Annotated in this window: 23 protein-coding genes, 17 tRNA genes, 1 rRNA gene and 2 other annotated features; of the genes, 6 read left to right on the top strand and 35 right to left on the bottom strand. The window is 41.4% G+C overall.

Annotated features, from left to right (window positions below; all coding sequences use genetic code 11):
- Positions 1-267: 267 nt before the first annotated feature.
- Positions 268-499 (bottom strand) — a binding site (T-box leader).
- From trpB to QM419_RS00185, 5 genes are all read right to left on the bottom strand, one after another.
- Positions 490-1668 carry a tryptophan synthase subunit beta gene (trpB, locus tag QM419_RS00205; RefSeq protein WP_414277492.1) on the bottom strand — a complete coding sequence of 393 codons (1179 nt, stop codon included), beginning with the start codon at positions 1666-1668 and terminating at the stop codon, positions 490-492. It overlaps the preceding feature by 10 nt.
- A 161-nt stretch (positions 1669-1829) precedes the next feature.
- Positions 1830-2060 (bottom strand) — a binding site (T-box leader).
- Positions 2061-2120: 60 nt separating this feature from the next.
- Positions 2121-3347 (bottom strand): DegT/DnrJ/EryC1/StrS family aminotransferase, encoded by a 1227-nt coding sequence (locus tag QM419_RS00200; RefSeq protein WP_414277491.1) that lies wholly within the window; start codon positions 3345-3347, stop codon positions 2121-2123.
- Between the two features lie 38 nt (positions 3348-3385).
- Positions 3386-4078, bottom strand: coding sequence for a sugar transferase (locus tag QM419_RS00195; RefSeq protein ID WP_414277490.1), 693 nt, complete (start codon positions 4076-4078; stop codon positions 3386-3388).
- Between the two features lie 107 nt (positions 4079-4185).
- Positions 4186-5928, bottom strand: a complete 1743-nt coding sequence (locus QM419_RS00190) for an ABC transporter ATP-binding protein (protein WP_414277489.1) — start codon at positions 5926-5928, stop codon at positions 4186-4188.
- Positions 5918-7663: an ABC transporter ATP-binding protein gene (locus QM419_RS00185; RefSeq protein ID WP_414277488.1), complete on the bottom strand. Its 1746-nt coding sequence runs from the start codon at positions 7661-7663 to the stop codon at positions 5918-5920. Before QM419_RS00185 ends, QM419_RS00190 begins: the two co-directional genes overlap by 11 nt.
- Before the next feature lie 262 nt (positions 7664-7925).
- Between QM419_RS00185 and QM419_RS00180 the strand changes: the two genes are divergently transcribed.
- Both QM419_RS00180 and QM419_RS00175 read left to right on the top strand, forming a co-directional pair.
- Positions 7926-8753, top strand: a complete 828-nt coding sequence (locus QM419_RS00180) for an exodeoxyribonuclease III (RefSeq protein ID WP_414277487.1) — start codon at positions 7926-7928, stop codon at positions 8751-8753.
- 11 nt (positions 8754-8764) lie between these two features.
- Positions 8765-9151 (top strand): bleomycin resistance protein, encoded by a 387-nt coding sequence (locus QM419_RS00175; RefSeq protein ID WP_414277486.1) that lies wholly within the window; start codon positions 8765-8767, stop codon positions 9149-9151.
- Positions 9152-9211: 60 nt separating this feature from the next.
- Here QM419_RS00175 and QM419_RS00170 read toward each other — a convergent pair whose 3' ends face one another.
- The 4 genes from QM419_RS00170 to QM419_RS00155 form a co-directional block, all read right to left on the bottom strand.
- A complete protein-coding gene (locus QM419_RS00170) occupies positions 9212-9616 on the bottom strand; it encodes a PaaI family thioesterase (RefSeq protein ID WP_414277485.1) in 405 nt (134 codons plus the stop codon).
- A 69-nt stretch (positions 9617-9685) separates the two neighbouring features.
- Complete coding sequence (locus QM419_RS00165) at positions 9686-11167, bottom strand: UDP-glucose--hexose-1-phosphate uridylyltransferase (RefSeq protein ID WP_414277484.1); 1482 nt, start codon at positions 11165-11167, stop codon at positions 9686-9688.
- Positions 11164-11826 carry an HAD family hydrolase gene (locus QM419_RS00160; RefSeq protein ID WP_414277483.1) on the bottom strand — a complete coding sequence of 221 codons (663 nt, stop codon included), beginning with the start codon at positions 11824-11826 and terminating at the stop codon, positions 11164-11166. The genes QM419_RS00165 and QM419_RS00160 overlap by 4 nt, the downstream gene beginning before the upstream one ends.
- An 11-nt stretch (positions 11827-11837) precedes the next feature.
- Positions 11838-13016, bottom strand: coding sequence for a galactokinase (locus QM419_RS00155; protein ID WP_414277482.1), 1179 nt, complete (start codon positions 13014-13016; stop codon positions 11838-11840).
- A 168-nt stretch (positions 13017-13184) separates the two neighbouring features.
- On the opposite strand from QM419_RS00155, the gene QM419_RS00150 reads away from it, so the two are divergent.
- Entirely contained in the window at positions 13185-14186 is a 1002-nt protein-coding gene (locus tag QM419_RS00150; protein WP_254730662.1) for a LacI family DNA-binding transcriptional regulator, read from the top strand.
- Between the two features lie 63 nt (positions 14187-14249).
- Here the strand turns inward: QM419_RS00150 and QM419_RS00145 are convergent, their stop codons facing one another.
- Both QM419_RS00145 and QM419_RS00140 read right to left on the bottom strand, forming a co-directional pair.
- Positions 14250-15287: a zinc-binding dehydrogenase gene (locus tag QM419_RS00145; protein ID WP_414278048.1), complete on the bottom strand. Its 1038-nt coding sequence runs from the start codon at positions 15285-15287 to the stop codon at positions 14250-14252.
- Positions 15288-15366: 79 nt separating this feature from the next.
- A complete protein-coding gene (locus tag QM419_RS00140) occupies positions 15367-16269 on the bottom strand; it encodes a cation diffusion facilitator family transporter (protein WP_254730668.1) in 903 nt (300 codons plus the stop codon).
- A 132-nt stretch (positions 16270-16401) separates the two neighbouring features.
- On the opposite strand from QM419_RS00140, the gene QM419_RS00135 reads away from it, so the two are divergent.
- From QM419_RS00135 to QM419_RS00125, 3 genes are read left to right on the top strand one after another with little or no spacing between them, the layout of a single operon-like run.
- Positions 16402-16941, top strand: a complete 540-nt coding sequence (locus tag QM419_RS00135) for a TetR/AcrR family transcriptional regulator (protein WP_414258748.1) — start codon at positions 16402-16404, stop codon at positions 16939-16941.
- A gap of 15 nt (positions 16942-16956) precedes the next feature.
- A complete protein-coding gene (locus QM419_RS00130) occupies positions 16957-17427 on the top strand; it encodes an HXXEE domain-containing protein (RefSeq protein WP_414258747.1) in 471 nt (156 codons plus the stop codon).
- A gap of 34 nt (positions 17428-17461) precedes the next feature.
- On the top strand, positions 17462-17797 hold the full coding sequence (locus QM419_RS00125; RefSeq protein ID WP_045615243.1) for a hypothetical protein: 336 nt from the start codon (positions 17462-17464) through the stop codon (positions 17795-17797).
- A 52-nt stretch (positions 17798-17849) separates the two neighbouring features.
- Here the strand turns inward: QM419_RS00125 and QM419_RS00120 are convergent, their stop codons facing one another.
- The 24 genes from QM419_RS00120 to rrf all read right to left on the bottom strand — a co-directional run bounded on the left by QM419_RS00120 (position 17850) and on the right by rrf (position 25289).
- Entirely contained in the window at positions 17850-19370 is a 1521-nt protein-coding gene (locus tag QM419_RS00120) for an ABC transporter permease/substrate-binding protein (protein ID WP_414277481.1), read from the bottom strand.
- Positions 19363-20091, bottom strand: coding sequence for an ATP-binding cassette domain-containing protein (locus QM419_RS00115; protein ID WP_414277480.1), 729 nt, complete (start codon positions 20089-20091; stop codon positions 19363-19365). Before QM419_RS00115 ends, QM419_RS00120 begins: the two co-directional genes overlap by 8 nt.
- Positions 20084-20938, bottom strand: a complete 855-nt coding sequence (locus QM419_RS00110; RefSeq protein ID WP_414277479.1) for an SDR family oxidoreductase — start codon at positions 20936-20938, stop codon at positions 20084-20086. The genes QM419_RS00115 and QM419_RS00110 overlap by 8 nt, the downstream gene beginning before the upstream one ends.
- Before the next feature lie 18 nt (positions 20939-20956).
- A complete protein-coding gene (locus QM419_RS00105) occupies positions 20957-21406 on the bottom strand; it encodes a MarR family winged helix-turn-helix transcriptional regulator (RefSeq protein ID WP_269798337.1) in 450 nt (149 codons plus the stop codon).
- Between the two features lie 134 nt (positions 21407-21540).
- On the bottom strand, positions 21541-22245 hold the full coding sequence (locus QM419_RS00100) for a hypothetical protein (protein WP_414277478.1): 705 nt from the start codon (positions 22243-22245) through the stop codon (positions 21541-21543).
- Between the two features lie 149 nt (positions 22246-22394).
- Positions 22395-23540 carry a DUF4767 domain-containing protein gene (locus QM419_RS00095; RefSeq protein WP_414277477.1) on the bottom strand — a complete coding sequence of 382 codons (1146 nt, stop codon included), beginning with the start codon at positions 23538-23540 and terminating at the stop codon, positions 22395-22397.
- A 130-nt stretch (positions 23541-23670) separates the two neighbouring features.
- Positions 23671-23758, bottom strand: a tRNA-Ser gene (locus tag QM419_RS00090).
- A 6-nt stretch (positions 23759-23764) separates the two neighbouring features.
- Positions 23765-23838: transfer RNA gene (locus QM419_RS00085), tRNA-Ile, on the bottom strand.
- A gap of 33 nt (positions 23839-23871) precedes the next feature.
- A tRNA-Gly gene (locus tag QM419_RS00080) sits at positions 23872-23942 on the bottom strand.
- A gap of 20 nt (positions 23943-23962) precedes the next feature.
- Positions 23963-24035, bottom strand: a tRNA-Phe gene (locus tag QM419_RS00075).
- Positions 24036-24039: 4 nt separating this feature from the next.
- Positions 24040-24113, bottom strand: a tRNA-Met gene (locus QM419_RS00070).
- Positions 24114-24127: 14 nt separating this feature from the next.
- Positions 24128-24217, bottom strand: a tRNA-Ser gene (locus QM419_RS00065).
- A 10-nt stretch (positions 24218-24227) separates the two neighbouring features.
- Positions 24228-24301: transfer RNA gene (locus tag QM419_RS00060), tRNA-Ile, on the bottom strand.
- A 13-nt stretch (positions 24302-24314) separates the two neighbouring features.
- Positions 24315-24388: transfer RNA gene (locus tag QM419_RS00055), tRNA-Met, on the bottom strand.
- 5 nt (positions 24389-24393) lie between these two features.
- Positions 24394-24467 (bottom strand) — tRNA-Pro (locus QM419_RS00050).
- A 14-nt stretch (positions 24468-24481) separates the two neighbouring features.
- A tRNA-Arg gene (locus QM419_RS00045) sits at positions 24482-24555 on the bottom strand.
- Positions 24556-24566: 11 nt separating this feature from the next.
- A tRNA-Leu gene (locus tag QM419_RS00040) sits at positions 24567-24652 on the bottom strand.
- A gap of 7 nt (positions 24653-24659) precedes the next feature.
- Positions 24660-24731: transfer RNA gene (locus QM419_RS00035), tRNA-Gly, on the bottom strand.
- A gap of 27 nt (positions 24732-24758) precedes the next feature.
- A tRNA-Thr gene (locus tag QM419_RS00030) sits at positions 24759-24831 on the bottom strand.
- Between the two features lie 12 nt (positions 24832-24843).
- Positions 24844-24925: transfer RNA gene (locus QM419_RS00025), tRNA-Leu, on the bottom strand.
- Positions 24926-24930: 5 nt separating this feature from the next.
- Positions 24931-25003, bottom strand: a tRNA-Lys gene (locus tag QM419_RS00020).
- An 18-nt stretch (positions 25004-25021) separates the two neighbouring features.
- Positions 25022-25094, bottom strand: a tRNA-Asp gene (locus tag QM419_RS00015).
- A gap of 2 nt (positions 25095-25096) precedes the next feature.
- A tRNA-Val gene (locus QM419_RS00010) sits at positions 25097-25169 on the bottom strand.
- Positions 25170-25173: 4 nt separating this feature from the next.
- Positions 25174-25289: ribosomal RNA gene (rrf, locus tag QM419_RS00005) — 5S ribosomal RNA — on the bottom strand.
- Positions 25290-25299: the final 10 nt, after the last annotated feature.

Raw genomic sequence — 25299 nt, 5'->3', positions numbered from 1 at the left:
AAATGAAAGACCTAATTTTTGAGCTCCTCGCTCATTTATTTCTAGGCTCAGGCTAAAATGGTTCCCCGAACTATTTTACTCTCAAAAATTCCGTCCTATAGAAGCATCTTTGCTTCTATAGGATACCACCATGGCGGGAAATAGCGGTTCGATGCTCACTTCGTTCGAAAATATTTTATAGAAATCTACCTATTGATGAAGCATAATTCAAAACCGAATAGCCACACCTATAATACATATATAAAAATCCCCACGCAAAATAACTTGCGTGAGGACGAAATTCGCGGTGCCACCTCAATTATAGGATTTCTCCTATCTCTCATTCCTGTCTCAGATAGCTCCTGTAACAGGCTGTGCGATAAAGGGCACTCCCTTGAGAATTATGTTTTCTTCTCTCATTTCAGATAGACCCAATCTTACAGCTTTCTCTGCTTGTTTTCAGCAACCACAAGCTCTCTGTGAGAGAAATCTCTGTATCTTTTCCATCTTTTATTTTTTAGCTTCAAGGTAGTCTGCAATGGCAGCTACGTCCTTGTCTCCACGACCAGAGACATTGATGATGATAATCTCATCTTTGCTTAGTTTTGGTGCGCGTTTGACTGCTTCAGCGATAGCATGTGAGCTTTCAATCGCCGGGATAATTCCTTCTGTTTTGCTTAATAAAAGCAAGGCTTGGACAGCTTCTTCGTCTGTCGCTGCTACATATTCTACTCGACCAGAGTCTTTAAAGAAGGCATGTTCTGGACCAACCCCTGGATAGTCCAAACCTGCTGAGATAGAGTAAACTGGCGCGAGCTCTCCATCTTCCTTAAATACTGCATAGGTCTTCATTCCATCAACAATTCCGACACTACCCTTAGTCATAGTTGCCGCGTGTTTGTCGGTATCTAAACCGTGACCAGCAGCTTCTACCCCAACCAATTTAACTTCTTCATCAGCTACATACTGTGAAAAGGCACCGATGGCATTAGATCCACCACCCACACAGGCAAGGACGTAGTCTGGCAAACGTCCTTCTTTTTCCAAAATCTGACGTCGAGATTCTTCACTGATTACTTTTTGGAATTCATGGACAATCGTTGGGTAAGGGTGCGGACCTACAGCCGAACCTAAAACGTAGAAAGCATCAAGGTCATTCATCCATGCTCCAAAGGCTGCGTCAACCGCATCTTTAAGGGTACGAGTACCAGTTTCAACTGCGTGAACAGTTGCTCCCATCATCTCCATACGGAAGACGTTGAGACGTTGACGTTCCACATCTTCTGCCCCCATGTAGACATCACATGCCATACCAAATTTGGCTGCAGCTGCAGCTGTCGCAACACCGTGCTGACCAGCTCCTGTCTCTGCAATCACACGTTTTTTACCCATGCGTTTAGCAAGAAGGATTTGTCCAAGGACATTGTTAAGTTTGTGTGACCCAAGATGGTTAAGATCTTCACGTTTGAGATAAATCTTAGCACCACCTAGATAATCCGTCAAACTTTCTGCAAAATAGAGCGGAGTCTCACGGCCTGAATAATCTTTCAAGTAATGACGATATTCTGCCAAAAACTCTGGATCATCCTTGTATTTATCAAAAGTCACTTCCAACTCATCTAATAAAGCCTGAATTGGTTCGGGTACAAAACTACCACCAAATTGTCCAAAATAACCTTTAGTTGTCATAAATTTTTCCTCCTTTTATATGAATCCGGCTTTTTATTTGCTTTTAGTAGTAGGCAAGGAGCTGTAGATAGAACTCAAGTTCATCAAAGCGACTTAACGCCCTAATAAAAGATAAATAAAATGACGAATAGAAAAAAGCCCACACACGGAATCTATTTCCATGTGAGGGCGTTTGTAACGCGGTACCACCTCATTTGTAAAGAGAATATCCCCTTTACATCTCTACCTTGTCTAACAACAAGTTGCACTGTAAGGTGTGCCTACCGAATTTTCATTGTTTCAAATTCACTTTTAAAATCAGCCCAATTTCACTAGTTCCAACCACCTGTTCGCAGTAACCACAGGCTCCCTGAAGATCAAAAATAATTACTTTTCTGATTTGTTGAGTTAATTATATGTTATTGTTTTTTCTTTGTCAACCGTTTTCATTCATTTTTTACTATTTTTTTTAATTAGTTTTTTGTAGAAGCAAGAACTTCTTCAGAAACTCTGACAAAAGTCTCAATGATATAATCTACTTCTTCATCCGTTAATTTGGTGTGAAGTGGTAGTGTAATTTCATTTACAAAGAAAGCATAAGCTCGTGGATAATCAGCCATGTCAAATCCAAGATTCTTATAGGCTGTCAAAAGAGGAAGCGGTTTGTAGTGAACGTTACTTGCAATTCCTGCTTTGGCCAATTCTTGGATGATTTGGTTGCGTTGTTCGAGACTTGCTCCTTCTACATGGGTGATGTAGAGGTGACGACAAGATTCAAGAGTATCTGTCTTATGAGCCAATGGGTGAATAGGAGTCCCTGCAAATCCACGGTCATAGCGTTCCACGATGTCCTTACGACGTTGTAATAAAGCAGGATAACGGTCCAACTGAACCAGACCAAGTGAAGCCATGATATCCGTCATGTTGCACTTGTAGGCAGGAGTTACGATATCATATTCCCATGAACCTAGTTGCATCTTGGCAAGTGCATCTTTGGTTTGACCATGAAGAGATAGAATTTGGAATTCCTTGTACATTTCTTCATCATCAATAGCTGGATTAGCTTTCCAAGTAGCACTTCCTCCTTCAGCAGTTGTGAAGTTCTTAACTGCGTGGAAAGAGAAGGACGTAAAGTCTGCAATAGAACCAGCTGGTTGTCCTTTGTAGGTCGAACCCAAAGCATGGGCACTATCAGATACTATAACAATACGATTAAATACCTTTTGCCACTTGCTAGTAGCTGTAAAGAGGTCACGTTTCTTTTCTACAACTTGGAACAAACGGTCATAGTCACAGATAATCCCTGCAAGTTCTACTGGGATGATAACCTTAGTCTTCTCAGTAATCGCTTGCTCAAGCTTGTCATAATCCATTTCAAAGGTATCATCTTGGATATCAACCATAACTGGTGTCGCACCGACGTGAGTGATAACGCTACATGATGCTGTATAAGTCATAGCCGGAACGATAACTTCATCGCCAGGACCCACTTCAAGCACGCGCAAGATCAATTCAAGAGCTGCTGTTGCAGAGTTGAGGCAGACTGTCTTAGGTGTCTGAGTATAGGCAGATAGACGACGCTCCAATTCTTTTGTCTTTGGACCTGTTGTGATCCAACCAGAACGGAGGGTATCTGCTACTTCAGCAATTTCAGCTTCGGTAATATCAGGTGGTGAAAATGGAATATTATACTTTGTCATTGTTTTACTCCTTTGATTGGTTTCAATCTTGCGACTACTTATTTTAAAACTTCAAATACAGTCTGGAACATGATCTTAATATCCCCGAAGAAATTAAAATCACGTAGGTAGGCTAGATTATAGTGCATCTTTTCTGGTAGGACTCTTTCGACATAGGCCTGGTCAACCGTCATACCTTTTGCAGTCATTTGACTGATAATAGCATCCTCGTCCTTATAGTTAATGCTGGCAAGCGATGTAATCCCTGCTGGCAAGAGCAAGGTAGCCATCATTTCAGGGCTGTACTGCTCTGTATAACGTGGTACTTCTGGACGAGTTCCCACAAAGGACATCTCCCCTTTGAGGACATTGACCAATTGCGGAAGTTCATCCAAACGAACACGGCGAATGAAATTTCCAACCTTGGTGATGCGACTATCATTTGCAGAAGTCACCAGACTTCCTTTTTTATCCGCATCTGTCACCATGGTCCGGAATTTCCAAATCTTGAAATGTCGGTTGTACTGGGTTACCCGCACCTGCTTGTAAATAACTGGACCCTTACTATCTAGTTTGATCCAAATACTTAGAATTAGAAATACGGGTGCAGTCAAGATTAACAAGATCAAGGCTAGAAACAAATCTAGACAGCGCTTGAGAATCAGAGAGCCTTTTCTTTTAGAAACAAGCTGGTAGTATGGTTTTACCTCACTTAATTGCATTTCTTGAGGTAGTTCATCCCATTTCAGCATGCACATTCTCCTCTGTTTTTTAATATGTAATCTTTATTAACATTCTACATTATACCACAAAATGAAAGAGGCAGTGCAAGAAATATGTATTTTAAAGGAATTCTTCCTTAGGATAGAGCTCCTGCCTGCAAACTATACATCTTGTGATAGGTTCCACCCAAGGCTAAAAGTTCCTCGTGGGTTCCACTCTCAATGATTCGTCCCTTGTCAAGGACATAGATACAATTAGCATCCTGAATGGTAGAAAGACGATGGGCGATGGCAATGGTTGTCCGTCCTTGTCTCATCTTGGCTAGGGAATTTTGGACCAAGGATTCTGTTTCAGAGTCGATATTGGCTGTCGCTTCATCCAAAATCAGTATTTTCGGTTGACTGGCAACGGTTCTAGCAAAGGCAAGAAGCTGACGTTGACCAGTTGAAAAACTCGAACCACGCTCAGACACAGGGGCATCATAGCCTAATGGAAGATCCCGAATGAAAGAATCTGCATCCATAAACTCTGCTGCTGCCTTAACCTGGTCATTGCTGATATCTTGGTACATGGCGATATTGGACTTGATGGTCCCATGATAGAGGAAGGGGTCCTGTAGAACCAGACCGATATTTTTTCTCAACTCCTCTTGACTATACTTACGAATATCCACACCATCAAGGAGAACTCGACCAGACTGGAATTCATAAAAGCGCATAAGAACATTGATGATAGAGGATTTCCCAGAGCCAGTATGTCCGACAAAGGCGATGGTTTCACCTTTATTGACTGTAAAGGAAATATCATCTAGAATCTGGTGCTTCCCATCATAGGAGAAGGACACATGTTCAAAACGAATATTTCCTTCTTTAATCTCGGCTTGTCCATCTTCTTGGGCCGGTTCATAGTTAGTCTCATCGATAAGTGCAAAGACACGACCTGCTGACACCATAGATGTTTGAAGGGTAGAAAAATTTTGCGTTACCTCGATGAGGGGATCAAAGAGGCGATTGATGTACTGGATAAAAGCATACATAGTTCCTGCCGTTATTCCTAGATAGAGACCGCGATAGCCAAAGTAAGCCATCAAAACTGCATACCCCAATAGCTTCAACAAACTCATAGCTGGACGTAAAAAGAGAGAATCCAAGGCTACTGAACGGTTAGCGTAAACTAGATGCTCCTGATTTATCTCATCAAACTCTTCTTGCAGGCGTTTTTCTTGATTAAAGGCTTGAATAATACGAATTCCTTCGATATTTTCTGCCAGCTTACTGTTAATATCTGACAGTAGACTTCTGGTTTTTTCAATGACCTTGACCGATTTTTTACGGTAGAGATTAACCAAAAGGAAAATCAAAGGTAGAAAGAGCAAGACTAAAGCAGTCAGACGATAGTCCAAAACTAACATGGTATAAAGTGTCGTCACGAATATAAAGACTGCCGAGATAAAGCTAGATAAGATTCCCGAAAACATATCACTGATAGTCTCTGTATCATTGGTCAAACGAGAAACGATGGAACCTGCAGGTGTTTTATCAAAATAAGACATACCTAGCTTTTCCATATTGGCAAAGGCATCACGTCGAATATCTCTAACAATGCTGTAGGACACACGCGCAAAGAGGCGATTTCCCACATACTGGACAATGGTTTGAAGAATGTAGAGACCATAGTAGGCCAGTAAGACTGTAACGGCAAGCTGGTTGAGATTATGTAGATACTGGTCGATAAAGTGCGAAGCCACTAGGGGAATTACGCTCTTAATAACAGTCGTCATAAGGAGAAAGGCTAAGGCTAAAAAGGTTAGGAGACCATAGGGCTTGAGATAGGACATCAAGCGTTTCAATACAGCCCATTGTTCTTGTTTATTGCGCATCTTCTTCTCCTTTCATTTCTAACTGCTGAGACTGGTAGGTTTGTGCATACCAACCATCCAAGGCTAGTAAGTCTTCGTGTGTCCCTCGCTCAATGATGCGACCATCCTGCACGACCAAAATCAAATCTGCATGAACAACTGCACTGAGACGATGGGCAGTGATGATAGTCGTTTTATCTTTGCGAGTTTCCTTGAGATTATCGATGATTGCGAACTCTGTCTTAGCATCCACAGCTGACAAGGAATCATCTAAAATCAAGATATCAGGATTTAGAATCATAGCCCGACTCATAGCCAGACGTTGCTTTTGTCCACCAGATAGACTAACACCTTTTTCCCCGATAACTGTATCAAATCCCTCAGGCATGGCTTGAATGTCTTGATAGACTTGAGCCAACTGAGTCGCTTCTTCTACTGCAGAAAAAGGTAGGTCGGGATTTCCAAAACAAATATTCTCTAAGATAGAACTAGCAAAGAGAAATTGGTCCTGTGGAACGTATCCCATCAAACTACGTAAGTCAGCTAGTCGATAGTCACGAATATCATGACCATTTAGATAAATGGCTCCTTGGTCAACATCATACTCACGTAGGAGCAATTTAATCAAAGCAGTTTTCCCTGAACCAGTTTGCCCAACCAAGCCCAAGGTTTGTCCTTTTTCGAGACTGAAATGTATATCTCTCAGCGTCTCTTCGTCTTCAAAGGCAAAACTATCAATAGCATATTCCAAGCGCCCATTTTCAATCCCGTCAAGTGGATATTCTGGGTCTTTGACAGGTGACTCTTGGGACAAAAGACTCTCAATTCGTTGATAAGAAACCTTCCCTCTTTGAGTAATATTAAAGAGAAAACCAATTGCCATCAAAGGCCAGACCAGCATATCCAAGTAAGAGATAAAAGTGACCAGATTCCCAATAGTCACCTGCCCCGCTTGTACCATAAAGGCACCGACCAAGAGAGTTAAAGCATAGGAAGAACCAACAAAAAGCAGAACCATCGGATCAAAGAGACTATCGTATTTCATGGTTTGCAGATTCTTTTGGAAGGTCAAATCATTGACTTCCTGGAAAGATGCCAATTCATCAGACTGATAGCCAAAGGATTTGGTTACCTTAATTCCTGATACAGATTCCTGAACCTTATTGTTGAGTTCAGAAAAGGCTGCTTGCGATTCCCCAAAAGCTTTGTGGGTCTTTCTCCCCAGACGACTAGTCGCATAGGCCATAAATGGCAAGGGAAGAATGGCAACCAAGGTCATCTGCCACGAGATGCTAAAGAGCATGGTTAGTAAAGTCACCAAGGCTGTGATAGAGGCATCTACTGCCGACATAACTCCCCCACCGGCTAGACGAGTCAGGGCATTGACATCATTGGTTGCGTGTGCCATCAAATCCCCAGTTCGATAATTCTGATAAAAAGCTGGCGACATTTTTGTAAAGTGTTCAAATAGTCTTGAACGCATGATTTGCCCAAGTCGGTAGGAGGTTCCTAGGATATACATGCGCCAAACATAACGCAGATAGTACATACCGAAAGCAGCGAGCAGGAGATAAAAGAGATGAAGTAGGAGCTCGTCCTGTGTTAATCGTCCCGAAGTAATGGCATCAATCACGCGCCCCATAACCATAGGTGGGATGAGGTTTAGTACAGAAACCAAAACCAAAGCTACAATTCCAACGAGATAACGGCGTTTTTCTAACTTAAAAAACCACCAGAGTTTTTGAATGATGGACATAAAATTCCTTTCTAATAACAAATGGAAACCTGAGGCATGGACCCCAGGTTTTTCTTATTCATATATGACGACACTCACTTGAACTTTGTCATACTCAGTGATAAAAATATTCATAGAAGAAACATTTCATTTATTTTCAATCTTTTACATAAATCATTCTTTATTATATAGGAATGACCTTGATTTTTCAAACTATACGCTGGGGAATTACTTCTTTTTCTGGTATAATATTGTCTATAATCTGAATGAAAAGGTACACACTATGAAACTAATCTCATGGAACATTGATTCCCTCAATGCAGCATTGACAAGCGACTCTGCGCGTGCGAAATTGTCTCAAGACGTTCTCCAAACCTTGGTAGCCGAAGATGCTGATATCATCGCTATCCAAGAAACCAAGCTTTCAGCTAAAGGTCCTACAAAAAAACACCTTGAGGTACTGGAAGAACTCTTCCCAGGATACGAAAACACCTGGCGTTCCTCTCAAGAGCCTGCCCGTAAAGGCTATGCTGGAACCATGTTCCTCTATAAGAAAGAACTCACTCCAACTGTTAGCTTCCCAGAGATTGGCGCCCCTTCTACCATGGACTTGGAAGGACGCATCATTACTTTGGAATTTGATAAATTTTTCGTGACTCAGGTCTACACACCAAATGCAGGTGATGGACTCAAACGTTTGGAAGAACGTCAAGTCTGGGACGTCAAATATGCAGAATACTTGGCTGAACTAGACAAGAAAAAACCAGTCCTTGCTACAGGTGACTACAACGTTGCCCACAAGGAAATTGACCTTGCCAACCCAGCCAGCAACCGTCGTTCACCAGGATTTACAGACGAAGAACGTGAAGGATTTACAAACCTTTTAGCCAAAGGATTTACAGATACCTTCCGCCATATCCATGGCGATGTGCCAGAACGCTATACTTGGTGGGCACAACGTAGCAAGACTTCAAAAATCAACAACACAGGCTGGAGAATCGACTACTGGCTCACAAGTAACCGTGTGGCAGACAAGGTTACCAAGTCAGACATGATTGACTCAGGCGCACGTCAAGACCACACACCAATTGTCTTGGAGATTGAGCTCTAAGGAGAAAGCTAATGGACTATCAAGCTGTCATTCCTGAATTTGTAGTATCTGACCTCGAAAAGTCACGCCACTTCTACTGCGACTTGCTGGGATTTTCTGTCGAATACGAGCGTCCAGAGGAGAAATTTCTCTTCCTCTCGCTTGAAGACTGCCAACTTATGCTAGAAGAAGGCAACACAGAAGAATTAGCCCAACTAACCTATCCTTTCGGGCGCGGTGTCAATATTTCCTTTGGCATAGAGGATGTCCCTCGACTCTATCAGAAATTAATCGAGTCTAACTATCCTATTCATCGTCCTTTGACTAAAAGAGAATTTCGTGTTGGTGAACAGTATATCTATCCACATGAGTTTGCAGTTTTAGACCCAGATGGCTATTTTTTAAGATTTAGTGAGTAGCATAACACTACAGTGGAAAAAGAAATATAAAAAAGAGGCATGTGCCTCTTTTTTTGTTTCCTATATCCTCACCTGTCTATCTTCAGATCGTTGTCCTGTAACAAACATGGTGAAGGTTGCCTTGCAGACATTTCGGCCATCTTGGTTGGTGATATCAACATCGACGACACAAGTGGTACGTCCGTGATGGACACATTCTCCTTTGATAGTGAGAACGTCTCCTAGATTTCCAGCTTTCAGATAGTTGATAGAAGACTGGAGCGTCACTCCATCTAAGTCAAGCGAAATCACCACAAGACCACTGATCTGGTCACAAAGGGTAAATAGATAGCCTCCATGGGCATTCCCATAATAGTTGAGTGAGGAGTCCACTACTTTTGTTGTCACCACCACGTGACCATCTCTCATTTTTTCAATTTCGTAGTTTTCAAAGGCAGATATAGCGTCAAAGTGAAAATCTTTCATACGTTCCTCCTGATGTTTCAAACGACACTATGATACTACTTTTCAAGACTCTACGCAAGAGAGAAGCACTTATTCGGGCAAAATACCAACCTGCTCCACAAAGCGCGTAAAGGCAGCTTGTCCTTCTTCTGTTTGTTTGTAAACTCCTGCATCTTCCAAAACTCGAGCAAAGATTTTTCCAACAGATTCTTGGACGATTTCAAGAGCTTGGTCTTTATCAGTCAATCCAGGATGACTTTCCTTCAACTCATCTGCCCATTTTTTGTGATAATCTGCTACTAAAACATCCTCTCCGACTAGATAAGCTGCTACTTGCTCTACTTCTTCCTTCAAGCGTGGTGGCAAGATTGCCAAACCCATGACCTCAATCAAGCCGATATTTTCCTTCTTGATATGTTGGACATCCTTGTGGGGATGATAGATACCATCTGGATGCTCTGGAGAGGTTTGATTGTCCCGTAAAACCAAGTCTAACTCAAACAGTCCATCTCGTTTACGGGCAATCGGTGTAATGGTGTGATGCGGTGTTCCATTACTTTCTGCCAAGACCTGCACACTTGGATCGGAGTATTGACGCCAAGCCAGTAAGATTTTCTCAGCAAGATTGGTCAAATCGTCTTTTGAATCCGACGTTAATCGAATCACTGACATAGGCCACTGAACAATTCCTGCTTTGACAGATTCAGAACCTTCAAAGGTAAAGCTCTTTTGTAAAGGCGCCACTTCCATTGGGAATACATGTCGCCCACCTTGATAATGATCGTGCGTCAGAATGGAACCACCCACGATTGGTAGATCAGCATTCGAACCAGCAAAGTAACCCGGAAACTGCTCTACAATTGCTAACAAACGCTCAAAACTTTGACGACTGATGGCCATGGGACGATGTTGGCTATCTAAGAAAATACAGTGCTCATTAAAGTACGCATAAGGCGAATACTGGAAGCCCCACTCCTGCCCAGAAATATCAAAACGGATAATACGATGATTGCTTCTAGCTGGATGGTTGACACGACCATGATAGCCTTCATTTTCCATACAGAGCTGACACTGAGGATAGTTACTGGACTTGACTAACTTGGCTGCCGCAATCTCCTTTGGATCCTTTTCAGGTTTAGAGAGATTGATAGTAATCTCCAGTTCACCGTAGTCAGACGGTACACGATAAGCAATATTCTTTGCGATAGCCTTCAGTTTGATGTAGTCATTCTTCTGACTGAGTTTGTAGAAATCTGCAATTGCCTGCTCTGGTGACTGGGCATAGGTATCCCAAAAGTCACGATTAACCTGACTTGGACAAGGCGTTACTAAGTCCATGAGGTCAGCACCGAGAATCTCACGCGTAGCCTGACTATCTTCAATCGTTTCCAATCGAACGGCTTCCTCGACAAGCTGATCTTTGAGGTCAATCAAGTTATCTTGGCCAGTCTCAACTTCAAGAACTCCATCTCCCACCAGTGCTAAAACACGATTGGTCAGATAGATACGGTCCAACTCTTCAAAGGTGCTTTCTGCAATGACTTTGGTCACAAATGTTTCTACTAAGGTCACAAGAAAACCTCCTTCTTACTTTCTAAATAGTCTTTAACAGCATCCAAATCCTGAAAAACTTGTTCTGTTTTATTTAAGAAAGACTGTGCTGGTATTTTTAAATCTGGAATACAAATAACTGGAATCCCAGCTCTAGATGCCGCTTCAATCCCTGCTTCACTATCCTCTAGTACCAAGCAATTCTCTGGTAAAACGTTCAAATCACTACAGGCCTTTAAAAATATATCAGGGTATGGTTTGCTTCGCTTTACATCTTTTGCAAAAACTAAATGGTCAAATAGTGACAGTATACCATTGCTATCCAATATCATTCTAGCCCGAGATTCAACACTTGATGTTGCTAAAGCGATTGGAACGCCTTCTTTTTGCAAATAAGTGAGCAAATTTTTAGCACCTTTTTTTAAATTTACACCTTGAGCTAAGATTTGAGCTTCCAGTTCATAAACTTTTGCCAAGGTTTGGTCAAAGTTCCAAGGTAAATCATAGGTGTCCAAAAATCGTTGAACATTCTCCTCTTCCCTATGTCCACTGTAGTCTCTAGAATAAGTTTCTTCTGTGAAAGGAATTCCAAAATCTCTAAGCAATTCTTGATAAACTTTTAGAGAAATGATTTCAGTATCGGCTAATAAGCCATCTAAATCAAATATTACAGCTTCCATATCCTTCTCTCCTAGTCTAAAACGCGAGTCCCACCTGCAACTTCAGCGATATAGAAACTTGGAGCATAGCCAACGATTTCTTCGTAGTGTTTGCCAACAGCTTCTTTAAAGGACTCAACTGCATCTTTTTGAACCAAGGCAATGGCGCAACCACCAAAGCCTGCTCCTGTCATACGAGCACCGAGAACACCTTCTTGAGCCCAAGCAGTATGAACCAAGGTATCCAATTCCAAACCAGTCACTTCGTAGTCATGTTCCAAAGAAACGTGAGACGCATTCATCAAACGACCAAACTTGTCCAAATCTCCCGCTTGAAGTGCTGCTTGCGCTTTAAGAGTACGTTGGTTTTCAAGAACTGCGTGGCGAGCACGTTTCAAACGATTTTCGTCTTTGATCAGGTAGCTGTACTCGTCAAAAGTCCACTCATCTAATTCACCCAAGGTTTGGATATCCAAGGCAACTTGAAGTTCTTCCACTGCTTTTTCACACTCAGCACGGCGTTCATTATATTTAGAATCTGCAAGTTCACGGCGTTTGTTAGTATTCATAATCACAACGACATTGTCTTTCAAATCAAGAGGGACCAAGTCGTATTCTAACGTATTAGTATCTAGGTAAATAGCACGTTGGTCAGCCCCCATACCGATGGCAAACTGGTCCATGATACCAGAATTAACACCGATAAAGTTATTTTCTGTCAATTTTCCGATTTTAACTAAGTCTAGACGGTCCAATTTTAGGTCAAAGAGGTATTCTGCCACGACACCTGTCAAAAGCTCCAAGGATGCAGAAGAAGACAAGCCCGCACCATTTGGTATATTCCCAAAAACATAGAAATCAAACCCTTTATCAATCACATGACCAGCTTCTTGCAAGAAATGAAGGACACCCTTTGGATAGTTGGTCCAGTTGTGCTCTTTCTCAAACTTAAGGTCAGCTAGAGGCACTTCGATGATTCCTTTATCCTCAAAGTTAGCTGAGTAAAAACGCAATACTTGGTCATCACGCTTACGTGCGGCCCCATAAGTTCCGAGTGAAATAGCAGCTGGGAAAACATGGCCACCATTATAGTCAGTATGTTCCCCAATCAAGTTGATACGGCCTGGTGAGAAGAAGGTTTGATCTGCTTCTTGACCAAAAACCGCAAGAAAGTCCTTGCGAAGTGCATCAGCAGTAAGATATTGTGTCATATGAATTCTCCTTTGACAATTTGTTAGGTAAAAAAGTTTACCTTGTAATCGTTTTCTTCTATTGTACCCAAGGGTTTTGCTTTGGTCAACAATTTTACCGATATTTTACTAAACTATGAGTAAAAAGCAAGAAAAATATGCTATAATAACCTAAAAAGGAGGGGAATTATGGCTACACTCAAAGATATCGCTCAGCTAGCCTCTGTTTCAATCGCAACTGTCTCCCGTGTCCTCAATCGCGATCAGAGTCTATCTGTCACAGAAGAAACCCGACATCGTATTTTAACCGTCGCCGAAGAACTAGGTTACACCAAGCATCTCAAAACTGGTGAATCTCATAAACTCAAACAAAAGATTGCCATCATCCAATGGGTCAGTGAACAGGGAGAGTTAGAAGACCTCTACTACTACCAGATTCGACTAGGAATTGAAAATAGAGCCCAAGAATTAGATTACGAAATCTTGCGCTATTTCAACGACCAACCTTTCACGCTTAGCGAAGAAGTCATTGGAATTCTTTGTATTGGAAAATTTAGCCAAGCACAGATTGCCTCATTTGAAGAATATCAAAAACCTCTAGTTTTTCTTGATAGTGACACCATCGCCTTGGGCCATACCTGTGTCATTACAGATTTTAATAATGCTGTTAGACAGGTGGTTGATTACTTTACAGACCACGGGATTAAGAAGATTGGTATCTTATCCGGTCTTGAAACTACTACTGACCAAGAAGAAGTCATCGCAGACAAGCGTTTAGATTACTTCAAATCTTATACGCAAGAAAAAGGAATTTATAACGAGAAATTCGTTTTCCAAGGTCTATTTACTGCTCAATCTGGATATGATTTAATGAAAGAAGCTATCGAAAAATTAGGAGAGAAGCTTCCACAAGCCTTTTTTGCAGCCAGTGATAGCTTGGCCATTGGTGCCCTTCGCGCCCTTCAAGAAGCCAGCATCAGCATACCGGAGCGCGTCAGTATTATTTCCTTTAATGATACCATTCTAACCAAGCAAGTGTTCCCACCACTTTCTAGTATCACAGTTTACACCGAAGAAATGGGACGAACAGGAATGGATATTTTGAACCGAGAAGTCCTTCACGGCCGTAAAATCCCAAGTCTGACCATGCTAGGAACCAAACTAACTTTAAGAGAAAGTACCTTGCATTAAGCACAATAGCTGAACATAAAAAATCCTAATAGAGATTTCCATACTCTATTAGGATTTTCTTTTTTATTCCATCACAATTATAGACTTAATAGACTTGCGTTCATCCATATCTTTGTAAGCCTGATTAATATCATCCAAGCTGTAACTATTAGTAAAGACACGTCCTGGATTGATATCACCGTCAAGGACAGCTTTGAGCAAGAATTGTTTATCGTATGTTGTCGCAGAAGCTGCTCCACCTGCAACAGAGATATTTTGCATAAAGGTTGAACCAAGTGCACGATTCTTATAATGTGGAACTCCTACAAATCCCATGCGACCGCCATTATGAAGGACACCCAGTGCTTGCTCAACAGCAGCCTCAGTACCAACACACTCAAGTGCTGCATCTGCTCCACCGCCAAGAATTTCACGTACCTTGGCAATTCCTTCTTCTCCTCGCTCAGCTACGACTGCTGTCGCGCCTGACTCCAAGGCCATTTGTTGACGGTCTTCGTGGCGACTCATAAGGACAATTTGGGATGCGCCACGCATCTTAGCTGCAATGACAGCACATTGACCAACAGCCCCATCCCCAATAACGACAACTTTGTCGCCTTTTTGCACATTAGCCACACGCGCTGCATGGTAACCGGTCGGCATGACATCAGCAAGTGTCAAAAGTGACTTGAGCATGCCTTCGCTATAATCTGAAAGTTGACCAGGAATTTTCACAAGTGCCCAATTAGCGTAGTGGAAACGGAGATATTCAGCTTGGAAATTTCCTCCTAGATTATTTCCAATATGATTGTCACAAGAACCATCAAATCCAGCACGACAAGCGTCGCATTCCCCACAGCCATGAGTAAATGGTACAATCACAAAATCACCGGGCTTGACTGTTGTAATGGCCTCTCCAGTTTCTTCAACGATTCCAATTGCTTCGTGTCCACTATTTTTGTGACCCGCTTTAATATCTGGATTTCGGTAACTCCATAGGTCTGAACCACATACGCAAGCACGAACCACACGGATAATCACATCATCCGCTTCTTGAATGCTTGGACGTTTAACCTCTTCAATACCAACCTGACCTGCTTTTTTATAGACTGCTGATTTCATAAACATTTACCTCTCTGTATCTAACTTACTTCAAGTATACACTTTTTATGAAGCTTTCGCTCTCTTATACTACGCCTCATCAATGATGATGTTCATGTCCATGGTTTTGGACTGCTTCTAGCTCTTCCATATTTCGCTTATGAGTTTGATGACTTGCTAGGTCTGCGTCAATCTCAATGGTGATATTTTGAAAACCACAATCTTTGAGTTTGCTTCGAATCGATTCCTTGCAAAGCTCCATCTGTTCAATTTCTTTTAGACAAACATGGACAATGGCATTTTTCTCCAAACCATCCATGGTCCAGAGATTGAGCTGATTAAGGCTAGCGACATGGTCCAACTGCTCCAAGTCGCTTTTTACTTGCTTGATATCTACTCCTTCCGGTACAGCATCTAAGAAAATCTTAAGCGTGGACCAAAAACGTGGAATAGCTTTTGACAGAATAAAGATAGAGATGACAAGAGATAAGAGCGGATCCAGAATATACCAGTCGGTAAATCGCAGAACAATGGCCATTAGGATAACAGCCACCCAACCCAGAGTATCTTCCAGAAAATGCAGGCTCAAAATAGACTCATTCTTAGTTTTTCCCTTACGAACGACAAGACTGGCTAGCACATTAATACTAACAGCAATGATTCCTAGCCAGAGGATTCCCTCATCATTGACAGGTTGTGGATGAAAGAGTTTTGTTATATTTCCCAAGATTACCAGAACAGATCCTGTCATCAGAATCACAGCCGTTACCAAGGCACCTAGAAGGCTAAACCGTTTGTAACCCAAGGTGTAATGACTATCTTCTTCACGATTGGAGATTGTTTCAAGAAAGGCTGATATCCCTATTGCAATTGCATCCCCCAAGTCATGAATTGAGTCCGCAAGAACTGCACTCGATCCAAAAATCCCTCCTGCGATAAACTCAACAATGGCATAACTTAAATTCAAGAAAAAAGCTAACCAGACTGTATGTTTTGTCTTCATAATCATCATTCCTTTGTTATAATAGATTCATGAACATCCTGTTCATTATCATTATCTAACATTCATTACAGAAAGGATAGGAGCAAACTGTTTACTTTATAAGATACGGAACAGTTTGTTCAAATTGTCCATATGACTAGTCAAGATCGTCGCATTACCAAGACACGAAAAGCTATCTATCAGGCTTTCTTACACTTACTCAACCAAAAAGACTACGAGGCCATCACCGTTCAGGAAATCATAGACCTTGCTGATGTGGGACGCTCGACCTTTTACAGCCATTACGAGAGTAAGGAGTTATTGCTAGATGAACTCTGTCAAAAGCTCTTTCACCATCTCTTTGAGCGTGCTGAACACCTCTCACCACAAGACTATCTGGCTCATATCTTTCAGCATTTCAAGAAAAATCAAGACCATGTGACCAGTCTCTTGCTCTCCAAAAACGATTATTTTATCCGGCAACTGCGAAAAGAACTGGAACACGATGTCTACCCAATGGTAGCCGACGAACTCATCAAGTCCCATCCAACTCTCCCTCACTCTTACCTCAAACACCTGGTCGTCAGCCATTTCATCGAAACCCTCAGCTGGTGGTTGAAAAAAGGTAAATCCTACACGGAACAAGAAGTCACCCAGTTTTATTTGGAGATACTGAAAGTGGGTTCGAACTAGAAAGGGGTGTTTTCAATGTCCATCGTGCAATTTTACTTTTTATTTCCAGCACTCTTCATGCTTCACGAACTCGAAGAAATCGTTTGGATGCCATCCTTTTTCAAAAAAATATCAATCCAGTATCCAAACAATCGAATCCTATCTTATTACACTCCTTTTGCTTTCAATGCCATTGTCTTGGAGCAATTTCTAATCCTACTTCTATCACTTTTTCTTAGTTACCAGTTTAACAACTATACTATTTACATAACCATTGTGATTGCATATATCTACCATGTTTTCGGACATCTGATTCAGACAATCGTTATTCGAAAATATGTGCCTGGATTGTTGACGGGAATTCTAACGAGTTTGTTTTCTCTATGTAACATCAAAGATGAAATTCCAATTAAACTCTATGGTTACTCTCTTTTTACTTTATTGGTTATCATTTTAAATCTTGTAGTATCATTTATGATTCTTCATAAAATCAGTCATAAAAAATAGTACTCAGGCAATCATATCTTAGAAAGGAAACCCTATGTTCTTCCCCATTCTTCTCGGCTTTTTTACGGCCTTCTTTGCCCTTGCTTTTGTTCTTCTTCACTTATTGGCTTCTCTGTCTGAAGTTAAAAAAGGGAATCACACTCTAGGAAATACATTTCTCCTTATCGGAAGTAGCCTTGCGACCTTATCTATCTTCCTCTACTTCTTTTTGCCGATTATCGCACTATCTCTTTGGCTGATTGGCTGTGGATTAATTTGCTACGGAGCCTATTGGAATGGCAAACAAAAAGAAAACTTCCATCCAGCCCACCATCTGATTCGAATTGGAATTGCACTGGTGCTTACCATCTTGTTAGCCTTGGTACAATAAAAAAGGATCTTTTGATCCTTTTTTGTATACTCATAAACTAATACTCCTTTGATTATTGCTTAAGTATTCCTTCTTGAAGGAGAAACTCATGCGCAACCTCTTCAGCTGATTTACCTTCCACACCGACTTGATAGTTAAGCTGGCTCATCTGGCTTTCTGTAATCTTACCAGCTAATTTATTAAGCACCGTTTCCAACTCTGGATGTTTCTTGAGAAGAGCTTCTTTCATCAGTGGAGCGCCTTGGTATGGAGGGAAGAGTTGTTTATCATCCTCCAAAACCACTAAATCATAGCGAGCAATTTCAGCATCTGTTGAGTAAGCATCTGTAATTTGAATGTCACCTGACTGGAAGGCTTGGTAGCGAAGAGCTGGTTCCATAGTGGCTACATTGAGTTTCAATCCATAAACAGACTGCAAGCCCTTGTTTCCATCCTCACGGTCATTAAACTCCAGAGTGAATCCCGCCTTGAGCTGTCCTTCTACTTTTTTCAAGTCTGAAATCGTCTTAAGCCCATATTCTTGCGCAATTTTTTTGGGAACTGCTATAGCATAAGTATTTTGATAAGCCATGGGTTTAAGAAAGGCTAGTTGATCCTGTTTGGCAATGCCGTCACGAGCCACCTCGTAAACCTTTTCTGGGTCATGCCCAATTTTTGGAGATGGTTGGAGGAGACTCTCTGTCACTGTTCCAGAAAATTCTGGATAGATATCAATGTCCCCTTTTTTCAGCGCTTGATAAAGAAAGTCTGTCTTCCCAAAGTTAGGTTTGACAGTCACCGTCATATCCGTATTTTCCTCAATGAGAAGCTTATACATATTCATGAGAATCTCAGGTTCAGGTCCCAACTTCCCAGCAATTACCAGATTTTCTTTCTCTTTATTTGGAATCATTCTTGGAGCATAACTAGCTCCCAAACCAAGCACCATAACAGTAAAGGCTGCAACAATTGTACGCAACTTTGCCTTTTCCAACCATTTGAGAACAACATTAAAGAGAATGGCCAAAATGGCTGATGAGATTGCACCGATTAAAATCAGACTAGCATTCCGACGATCAATTCCCAAAAGGATAAAGGAGCCCAATCCTCCAGCTCCAACAAGAGCGGCTAGAGTTGCTGTCCCAATGATCATAACGGTTGCTGTACGAACTCCCGATACAATGACAGGCATGGCAAGTGGAATTTCAAACTTCTTGAGTCGCTCCCACTTGGTCATTCCAAAAGCAATCCCTGCCTCTTCAAGACTAGGATCAATCCCGTTCAAGGCTGTAATCGTATTTTCCAAAATCGGGAAAATAGCGTAAATGACTAGAGCTGTAAGGGCCGGTAAGGTTCCAATCCCCATTAAAGGAATAAAGAGCCCCAACAAAGCCATTGAGGGAATGGTCTGGAAGATACCCGCAACTTGTAGCACCCAGTTCGCCGCTTTTTTGTGGCCATTTAGATAAACCGCAAGTGGGATGGTCAGAAAAATAGCAACCAATAAGGTCAAAAGAGACAATTGCAAGTGTTGTCCAAGGGCTGTTAACCATTCCCCAAAACGCTCTTGAAAGGTTGAAATCAAATTAGACATGAAGGCTACCTCCAAACAAGTTTGCTACAAAGTCTGTCGCAGGCGCTTGTAAAATTGTTTCAGGTTCTGCGACCTGGCGAATTTCTCCATCCTGTAAAACTGCAATTCGATCCCCTAATTTTAAGGCCTCGTCCGTATCATGGGTTACGAAGATGGTCGTCATGCCGAATTCTTTATGTAAATCTTTTGTAAGAGCCTGCAACTGCTTGCGAGAGATGGCATCCAAGGCTGAAAAAGGTTCGTCCATCAATAGAATTTTTGGTTCCCCAATGATGGCTCGTACAATGCCAATCCGCTGTTGCTCCCCACCAGATAATTCACTAGACATGCGATTTGCATACTCTGCAGCAGGGAGACCAACCTTGTTCAAGAGTTCTTCTGTTTTAGAAGTGATTTGCTCCTTGCTCCAGCCCTTCATCTCAGGAATGAGAGCTATATTTTCAGCAACGGTCAAGTTAGGAAATAGGGCAATAGCTTGAAGGACATAGCCGGTACTGAGACGTAACTCCCGTTCGTCATAGTCTTTGATGCGTTTCCCATCCATATAGATATTGCCATCTGTCGGTTCCAAAAGACGGTTAATCATCTTAATCATAGTGGTCTTTCCAGATCCTGAAGGACCCACTAGCACCATGAATTCTCCATTTTCAATGCGAAGATTGACATCTTTTAAAATATCCTTTTCTGTATAGCGCAAGGCTACATGTTTATATTCAATCATTTTTTTCCTCAATAAGTTTTCTATCTCTAAGAATATCCAATAAGCTACTTGCTGGATGCCCTAGGACTTTTTCGACATCTGTAGAAACCCCAGCTTGTTCCCCAGCTTTAATCGCTGTATAGGTGCTGACCCAGGCATCGTACTCCCATGTTTGTGCTGGCCATTTTTTCCGTGACTCATAGGCTTCTTCTACTGATTCATCCACATACGAGATGGTCTTACCGGTCTCTTTTGAGAGAAGCACTACGATTTTTTCCATGGAAAGATCCTCTGGCCCTGTCAGATTCAAGCTTTGATTCTCCCACTCCTTAGGATTTAAAAGAATCTCTGCTGCAACCCTAGATGTGTCCTTACGGGCAACAGCTGACACACGGCCCCTGCCAGCCGGACCACGAATTTCTCCATTTTCAAGAGCAATATCAATAAAGAAGTCCAAGTAAAAATTATCTCTCAAAAATGTATAGGTGAATCCTAACTTCTTGATATAGGCTTCCGTCTGGGCATGATCTCGAGACAAAGTGAACGTTGCCTTCTCATCTGCCCCATAAAAGGAGGTATATACGATATGTTGTACCCCTGCTAGTTTTGCAGCATCTAAAAAGTCCTTGTGCTCCTTGACACGCTCTGGATTTTCCCGAGCAGAGACCATCAACAAAGTATCGATACCCTTTAAGGCCTCAACCACCTCTAGAGTATTGGCATATACCATCTTACGGATTTCTGCAGACGCATAGACTTTTGCTCGCTCTGGGCTTCTTGCTAGATGGACTGAAGCGATTTCTTTTTTATCGACAAGATCCGCCACATATGAGCCTAATTTCCCTGTTACACCTGTAATTCCGATCATAACTGTTACTTCCTTTCCCTAGATTTCATTTTCTTTAGCTTTTAGATTTGAGATAATTCGCTCTTGATAGGCTTCAAATTCTCGGATTTCTTCATCTGAAAACCCTTGATAAAAAATCTCTCCCAGTTCTTTGCTGACACGGTCTCCAATTTCTTTTTGCGCCCAACCGAGGTCTGTCAAAGAGATATATTTTTTCCTTTTATCCTGCGTGCAAGGTTGAATCGTAACCAAGCCTTGTTCTTCCAATTTCTTAACCATACTGGTCAATGTATTATTGGCTAGCCCCGTCGCAAGAGCGATATCGGTCGCTGTAGCGCACCCCAACTCTTGCTTCCACAAAATCGTTAAAATTTTTCCCTGTTCACTTCTATATTGAGCATCTGGTTCCTTGCTCAAGAGTTTTTGAAAGATACGCCCGTTTAACAAACGAATCTGTAGAGCTTGGTAGCCCCCTAACATCTTATCCATTTTGTCTCCTTTTTTTATTCTATATCGAAATTTTCAACTATTGTAACACTCTGAATTACATCTGTCAACTATTTCGACATAGAAATAATAAAAAACTTCCTACCAAAAAGTAGAAAGTCATCATTTTTATAAAATTAAACATGAATCACATCTGAAGCATTTCTCTTAAAGAAATTACTATGTCCCAGATAAGGACCATACTTAGAATTTTGACTAGAAACCAAGCATAAAGGAATGATAAAAATTTTTATAAAATAGAGTAAGCAAAAAAGTAAAAAAGAACTAAAACTAAGAGTTTTTAAGTCAAGAAAGTAAAGATAAAAGACAATTGATGTATTCAATAGAATATTAAATTCCGTAGCAAAACTAGCTGATAAGATATTCGTCTTGATCTGAGGATTAAAGAGTTTGACAGCAAATAAAGCCAATAAAGAAATATTATAGATACAAATTGGCTTGTAATCATGACGATAAAAAACTAAACATTTATTGTTATAAAAATTAATCCCACTAGTAAAATTACTCGCCTTGTTAATCCAAACATGCGAAACTCCACTAATATCACTCCAAGGAACAAATAAAGCTAATCTTCTAAGATAAATCCCTTTTGGAGATACGGAAAATTTCCAAGGACAAAGAAGATTTATGCCAATGCCAACTAGAATTAATAAAAGAAGGAAATACCCTAACTGTGTCTGATGGAAGCTGAAGGCGTAATCAAAAATATTAACTGTTTGAATTCCTCGACCAACAATTTGATTAAAGCCTAGAAAAAACAAAACAATTATAAATAAAACATATCTATAAAAAATACTACGAAACTTTACACCTTTAGTCATAGATCATATTCTCCTAAATTATACTATCATCAAATAATACTTTATAATTTTATGTAACCCTAGTATACCATTAAATACTCAAAGAATATAAAAATGATAGAAAGAGATATTAAAAAATAGAGTCTAGTCAAAACTAAACTCTTTTTCTTTTACTCTTCTTCTACCAAACGTTTAAACTCTGCTTGGATCTCTGTATTTTCTGTCGGTTTTAAGTACATGATTCCACCATTTGTCGTTGGTGAATGAAAAACAATCGCTTCTCCTGTATTGGTTATCGCAAAGTAATAGCTATGAACATCTGGAAATTTATCCCAGTTACTGTAGCGCTCTACGATGCGATACTTAGCAGTTCCTAACCCATTATCCGAATATTCCGCATTTATTTTTTCACTCGGCCCATCACCAAAGGTATAGAGATTATCTGCACCAACATCTCCTCCAGCAATTCCTTTTTTGTAATTAGGTTGACCAAGTCTTTTTCCCCAGTCTTTAATAAAAGCCTCTAATTTAGCAGATTTGTTGGCATTCCAAGGAGCTTTTTGCTTTTCTCCCGAAATAGTCGTGCTAGTAGAGTTTTCAAATTTCTGCCAATCTAGTTGCTTAAAATTCATTAAATCTGCCTCTGCTTTACCAAAGTCAGAATGCAAACTTTTGTTACCTGGTACACGAATGTCCTGTTCCTGAACTTTACTTGCTGCTTGCTGGCTAGAATTCAGATGATAAAGTGCTCCCCTACCTTCACCTGTACCAGATGACCAGCTTAATTCTAAGATATCTCCATCATTATAGATATTCATAGAATTTCTAGCCCCACCATGACTTGCCACAAAGCCTTCTGCTAAAAGTATCGGTTTCTCATTTACGAGATAATAAAGACCCGAAATAAAATAATCACCATTAGATTGCTCAACGCCTATTAACAATTCCTCCACACCATCTTTATTAAGATCTGCATAGACAAAACTCATCTTATCAGCTTGATAAACCGCATTTTCAACTGACCAACTATTGATAGGGCGTTCAGTACCTTGTAAACTCTTATAGAGATCAGCAATTGCATTAATATCCTTCGGTGTAGAAAGAATTTTTTGGTAATTATCAAAAACTGGCTTGTAGAATTCTTTAAAATTTTTCTTAGACTCTACGGATTTTAGTTCACTAGTAGTTGATTGACTAACAGTTGTTGATAAACTAAGATCCTGACTTGAATTTTCGGAACTTTGACTACTACAGCCAAACATAAAAAGACTTATGAAAAGAACTAGCAACCCTCCTAAAATACTCTTTTTTTCCATAATAAACTCCTTTGAAGTTCAACCATTTGTTTTAGTATTTTCACTTACATTATATCAAATGTTTAACAGTTATAAAAAGAATAATATAAGACTAAGGCAATAAAAAAAGAGCTATAAAGCTCTTTAATTACGGAGAATAAGGGATTCGAACCCTTGCGCCGGTTACCCGACCTAACGATTTAGCAAACCGTCCTCTTCAGCCTCTTGAGTAATTCTCCTATTAATGGGCACGAGTGGACTCGAACCACCGACCTCACGCTTATCAGGCGTGCGCTCTAACCACCTGAGCTACGCGCCCAAGTAAAAAACTTGGTATTTGAACAAAGTTCAAAGCGGGTGACGAGAATCGAACTCGCGACAACAGCTTGGAAGGCTGTAGTTTTACCACTAAACTACACCCGCATAGTATCTTATTAAAAAAATGGCGCGAGACGGAATCGAACCGCCGACACATGGAGCTTCAATCCATTGCTCTACCAACTGAGCTACCGAGCCAATATTGCGGGAGCAGGATTTGAACCTACGACCTTCGGGTTATGAGCCCGACGAGCTACCGAGCTGCTCCATCCCGCGTTAATAATAAATAAAGGAGGATGTGGGATTCGAACCCACGCACGCTTTTACACGCCTGACGGTTTTCAAGACCGTTCCCTTCAGCCGGACTTGGGTAATCCTCCATCATTCCAATGGACCTTGTAGGACTTGAACCTACGACCACTCGGTTATGAGCCGAGAGCTCTAACCAGCTGAGCTAAAGGTCCAACAAGATCATTATAGCGGCGAAGGGGATCGAACCCCCGACCTCCCGGGTATGAACCGGACGCTCTAGCCAGCTGAGCTACACCGCCATCAATCGGGAAGACAGGATTCGAACCTGCGACACCTTGGTCCCAAACCAAGTACTCTACCAAGCTGAGCTACTTCCCGAGTTAAATGTTTAATGCACCCTAGAGGAGTCGAACCTCTAACCGCCTGATTCGTAGTCAGGTACTCTATCCAGTTGAGCTAAGGGTGCTCTTCAATATATGCCGAGGACCGGAATCGAACCGGTACGATCGTTACCAATCGCAGGATTTTAAGTCCTGTGCGTCTGCCAGTTCCGCCACCCCGGCCTCTCTAAGCGAACGACGGGATTCGAACCCGCGACCCCCACCTTGGCAAGGTGGTGTTCTACCACTGAACTACGTTCGCATCGACTCTGGTTTATATTAAAAAAAATGCCGGCTACATGACTTGAACACGCGACCCTCTGATTACAAATCAGATGCTCTACCAACTGAGCTAAGCCGGCTGATTTCTATTATGCGGGTTAAGGGACTTGAACCCCCACGCCGTTAAGCGCCAGATCCTAAATCTGGTGCGTCTGCCAATTCCGCCAAACCCGCAAATATGACCCGTACTGGGCTCGAACCAGTGACCCATTGATTAAAAGTCAATTGCTCTACCAACTGAGCTAACGAGTCAAATAACTTTCGTTATTACGGTCCCGACGGGAATCGAACCCGCGATCTTCGCCGTGACAGGGCGACGTGATAACCGCTACACTACGGGACCTATGGGAGTTAACGGGATCGAACCGCTGACCCTCTGCTTGTAAGGCAGATGCTCTCCCAGCTGAGCTAAACTCCCTCGAGCTAAGCGACTTCCATATCTCACAGGGGGCAACCCCCAACTACTTCCGGCGTTCTAGGGCTTAACTTCTGTGTTCGGCATGGGTACAGGTGTATCTCCTAGGCTATCGTCACTTAACTCTGAGTAA

This window comes from Streptococcus infantis, from assembly GCF_047464715.1.
Lineage (GTDB): Bacteria > Bacillota > Bacilli > Lactobacillales > Streptococcaceae > Streptococcus > Streptococcus infantis_S.
This window is presented reverse-complemented; position numbering and strand designations above follow the sequence as displayed.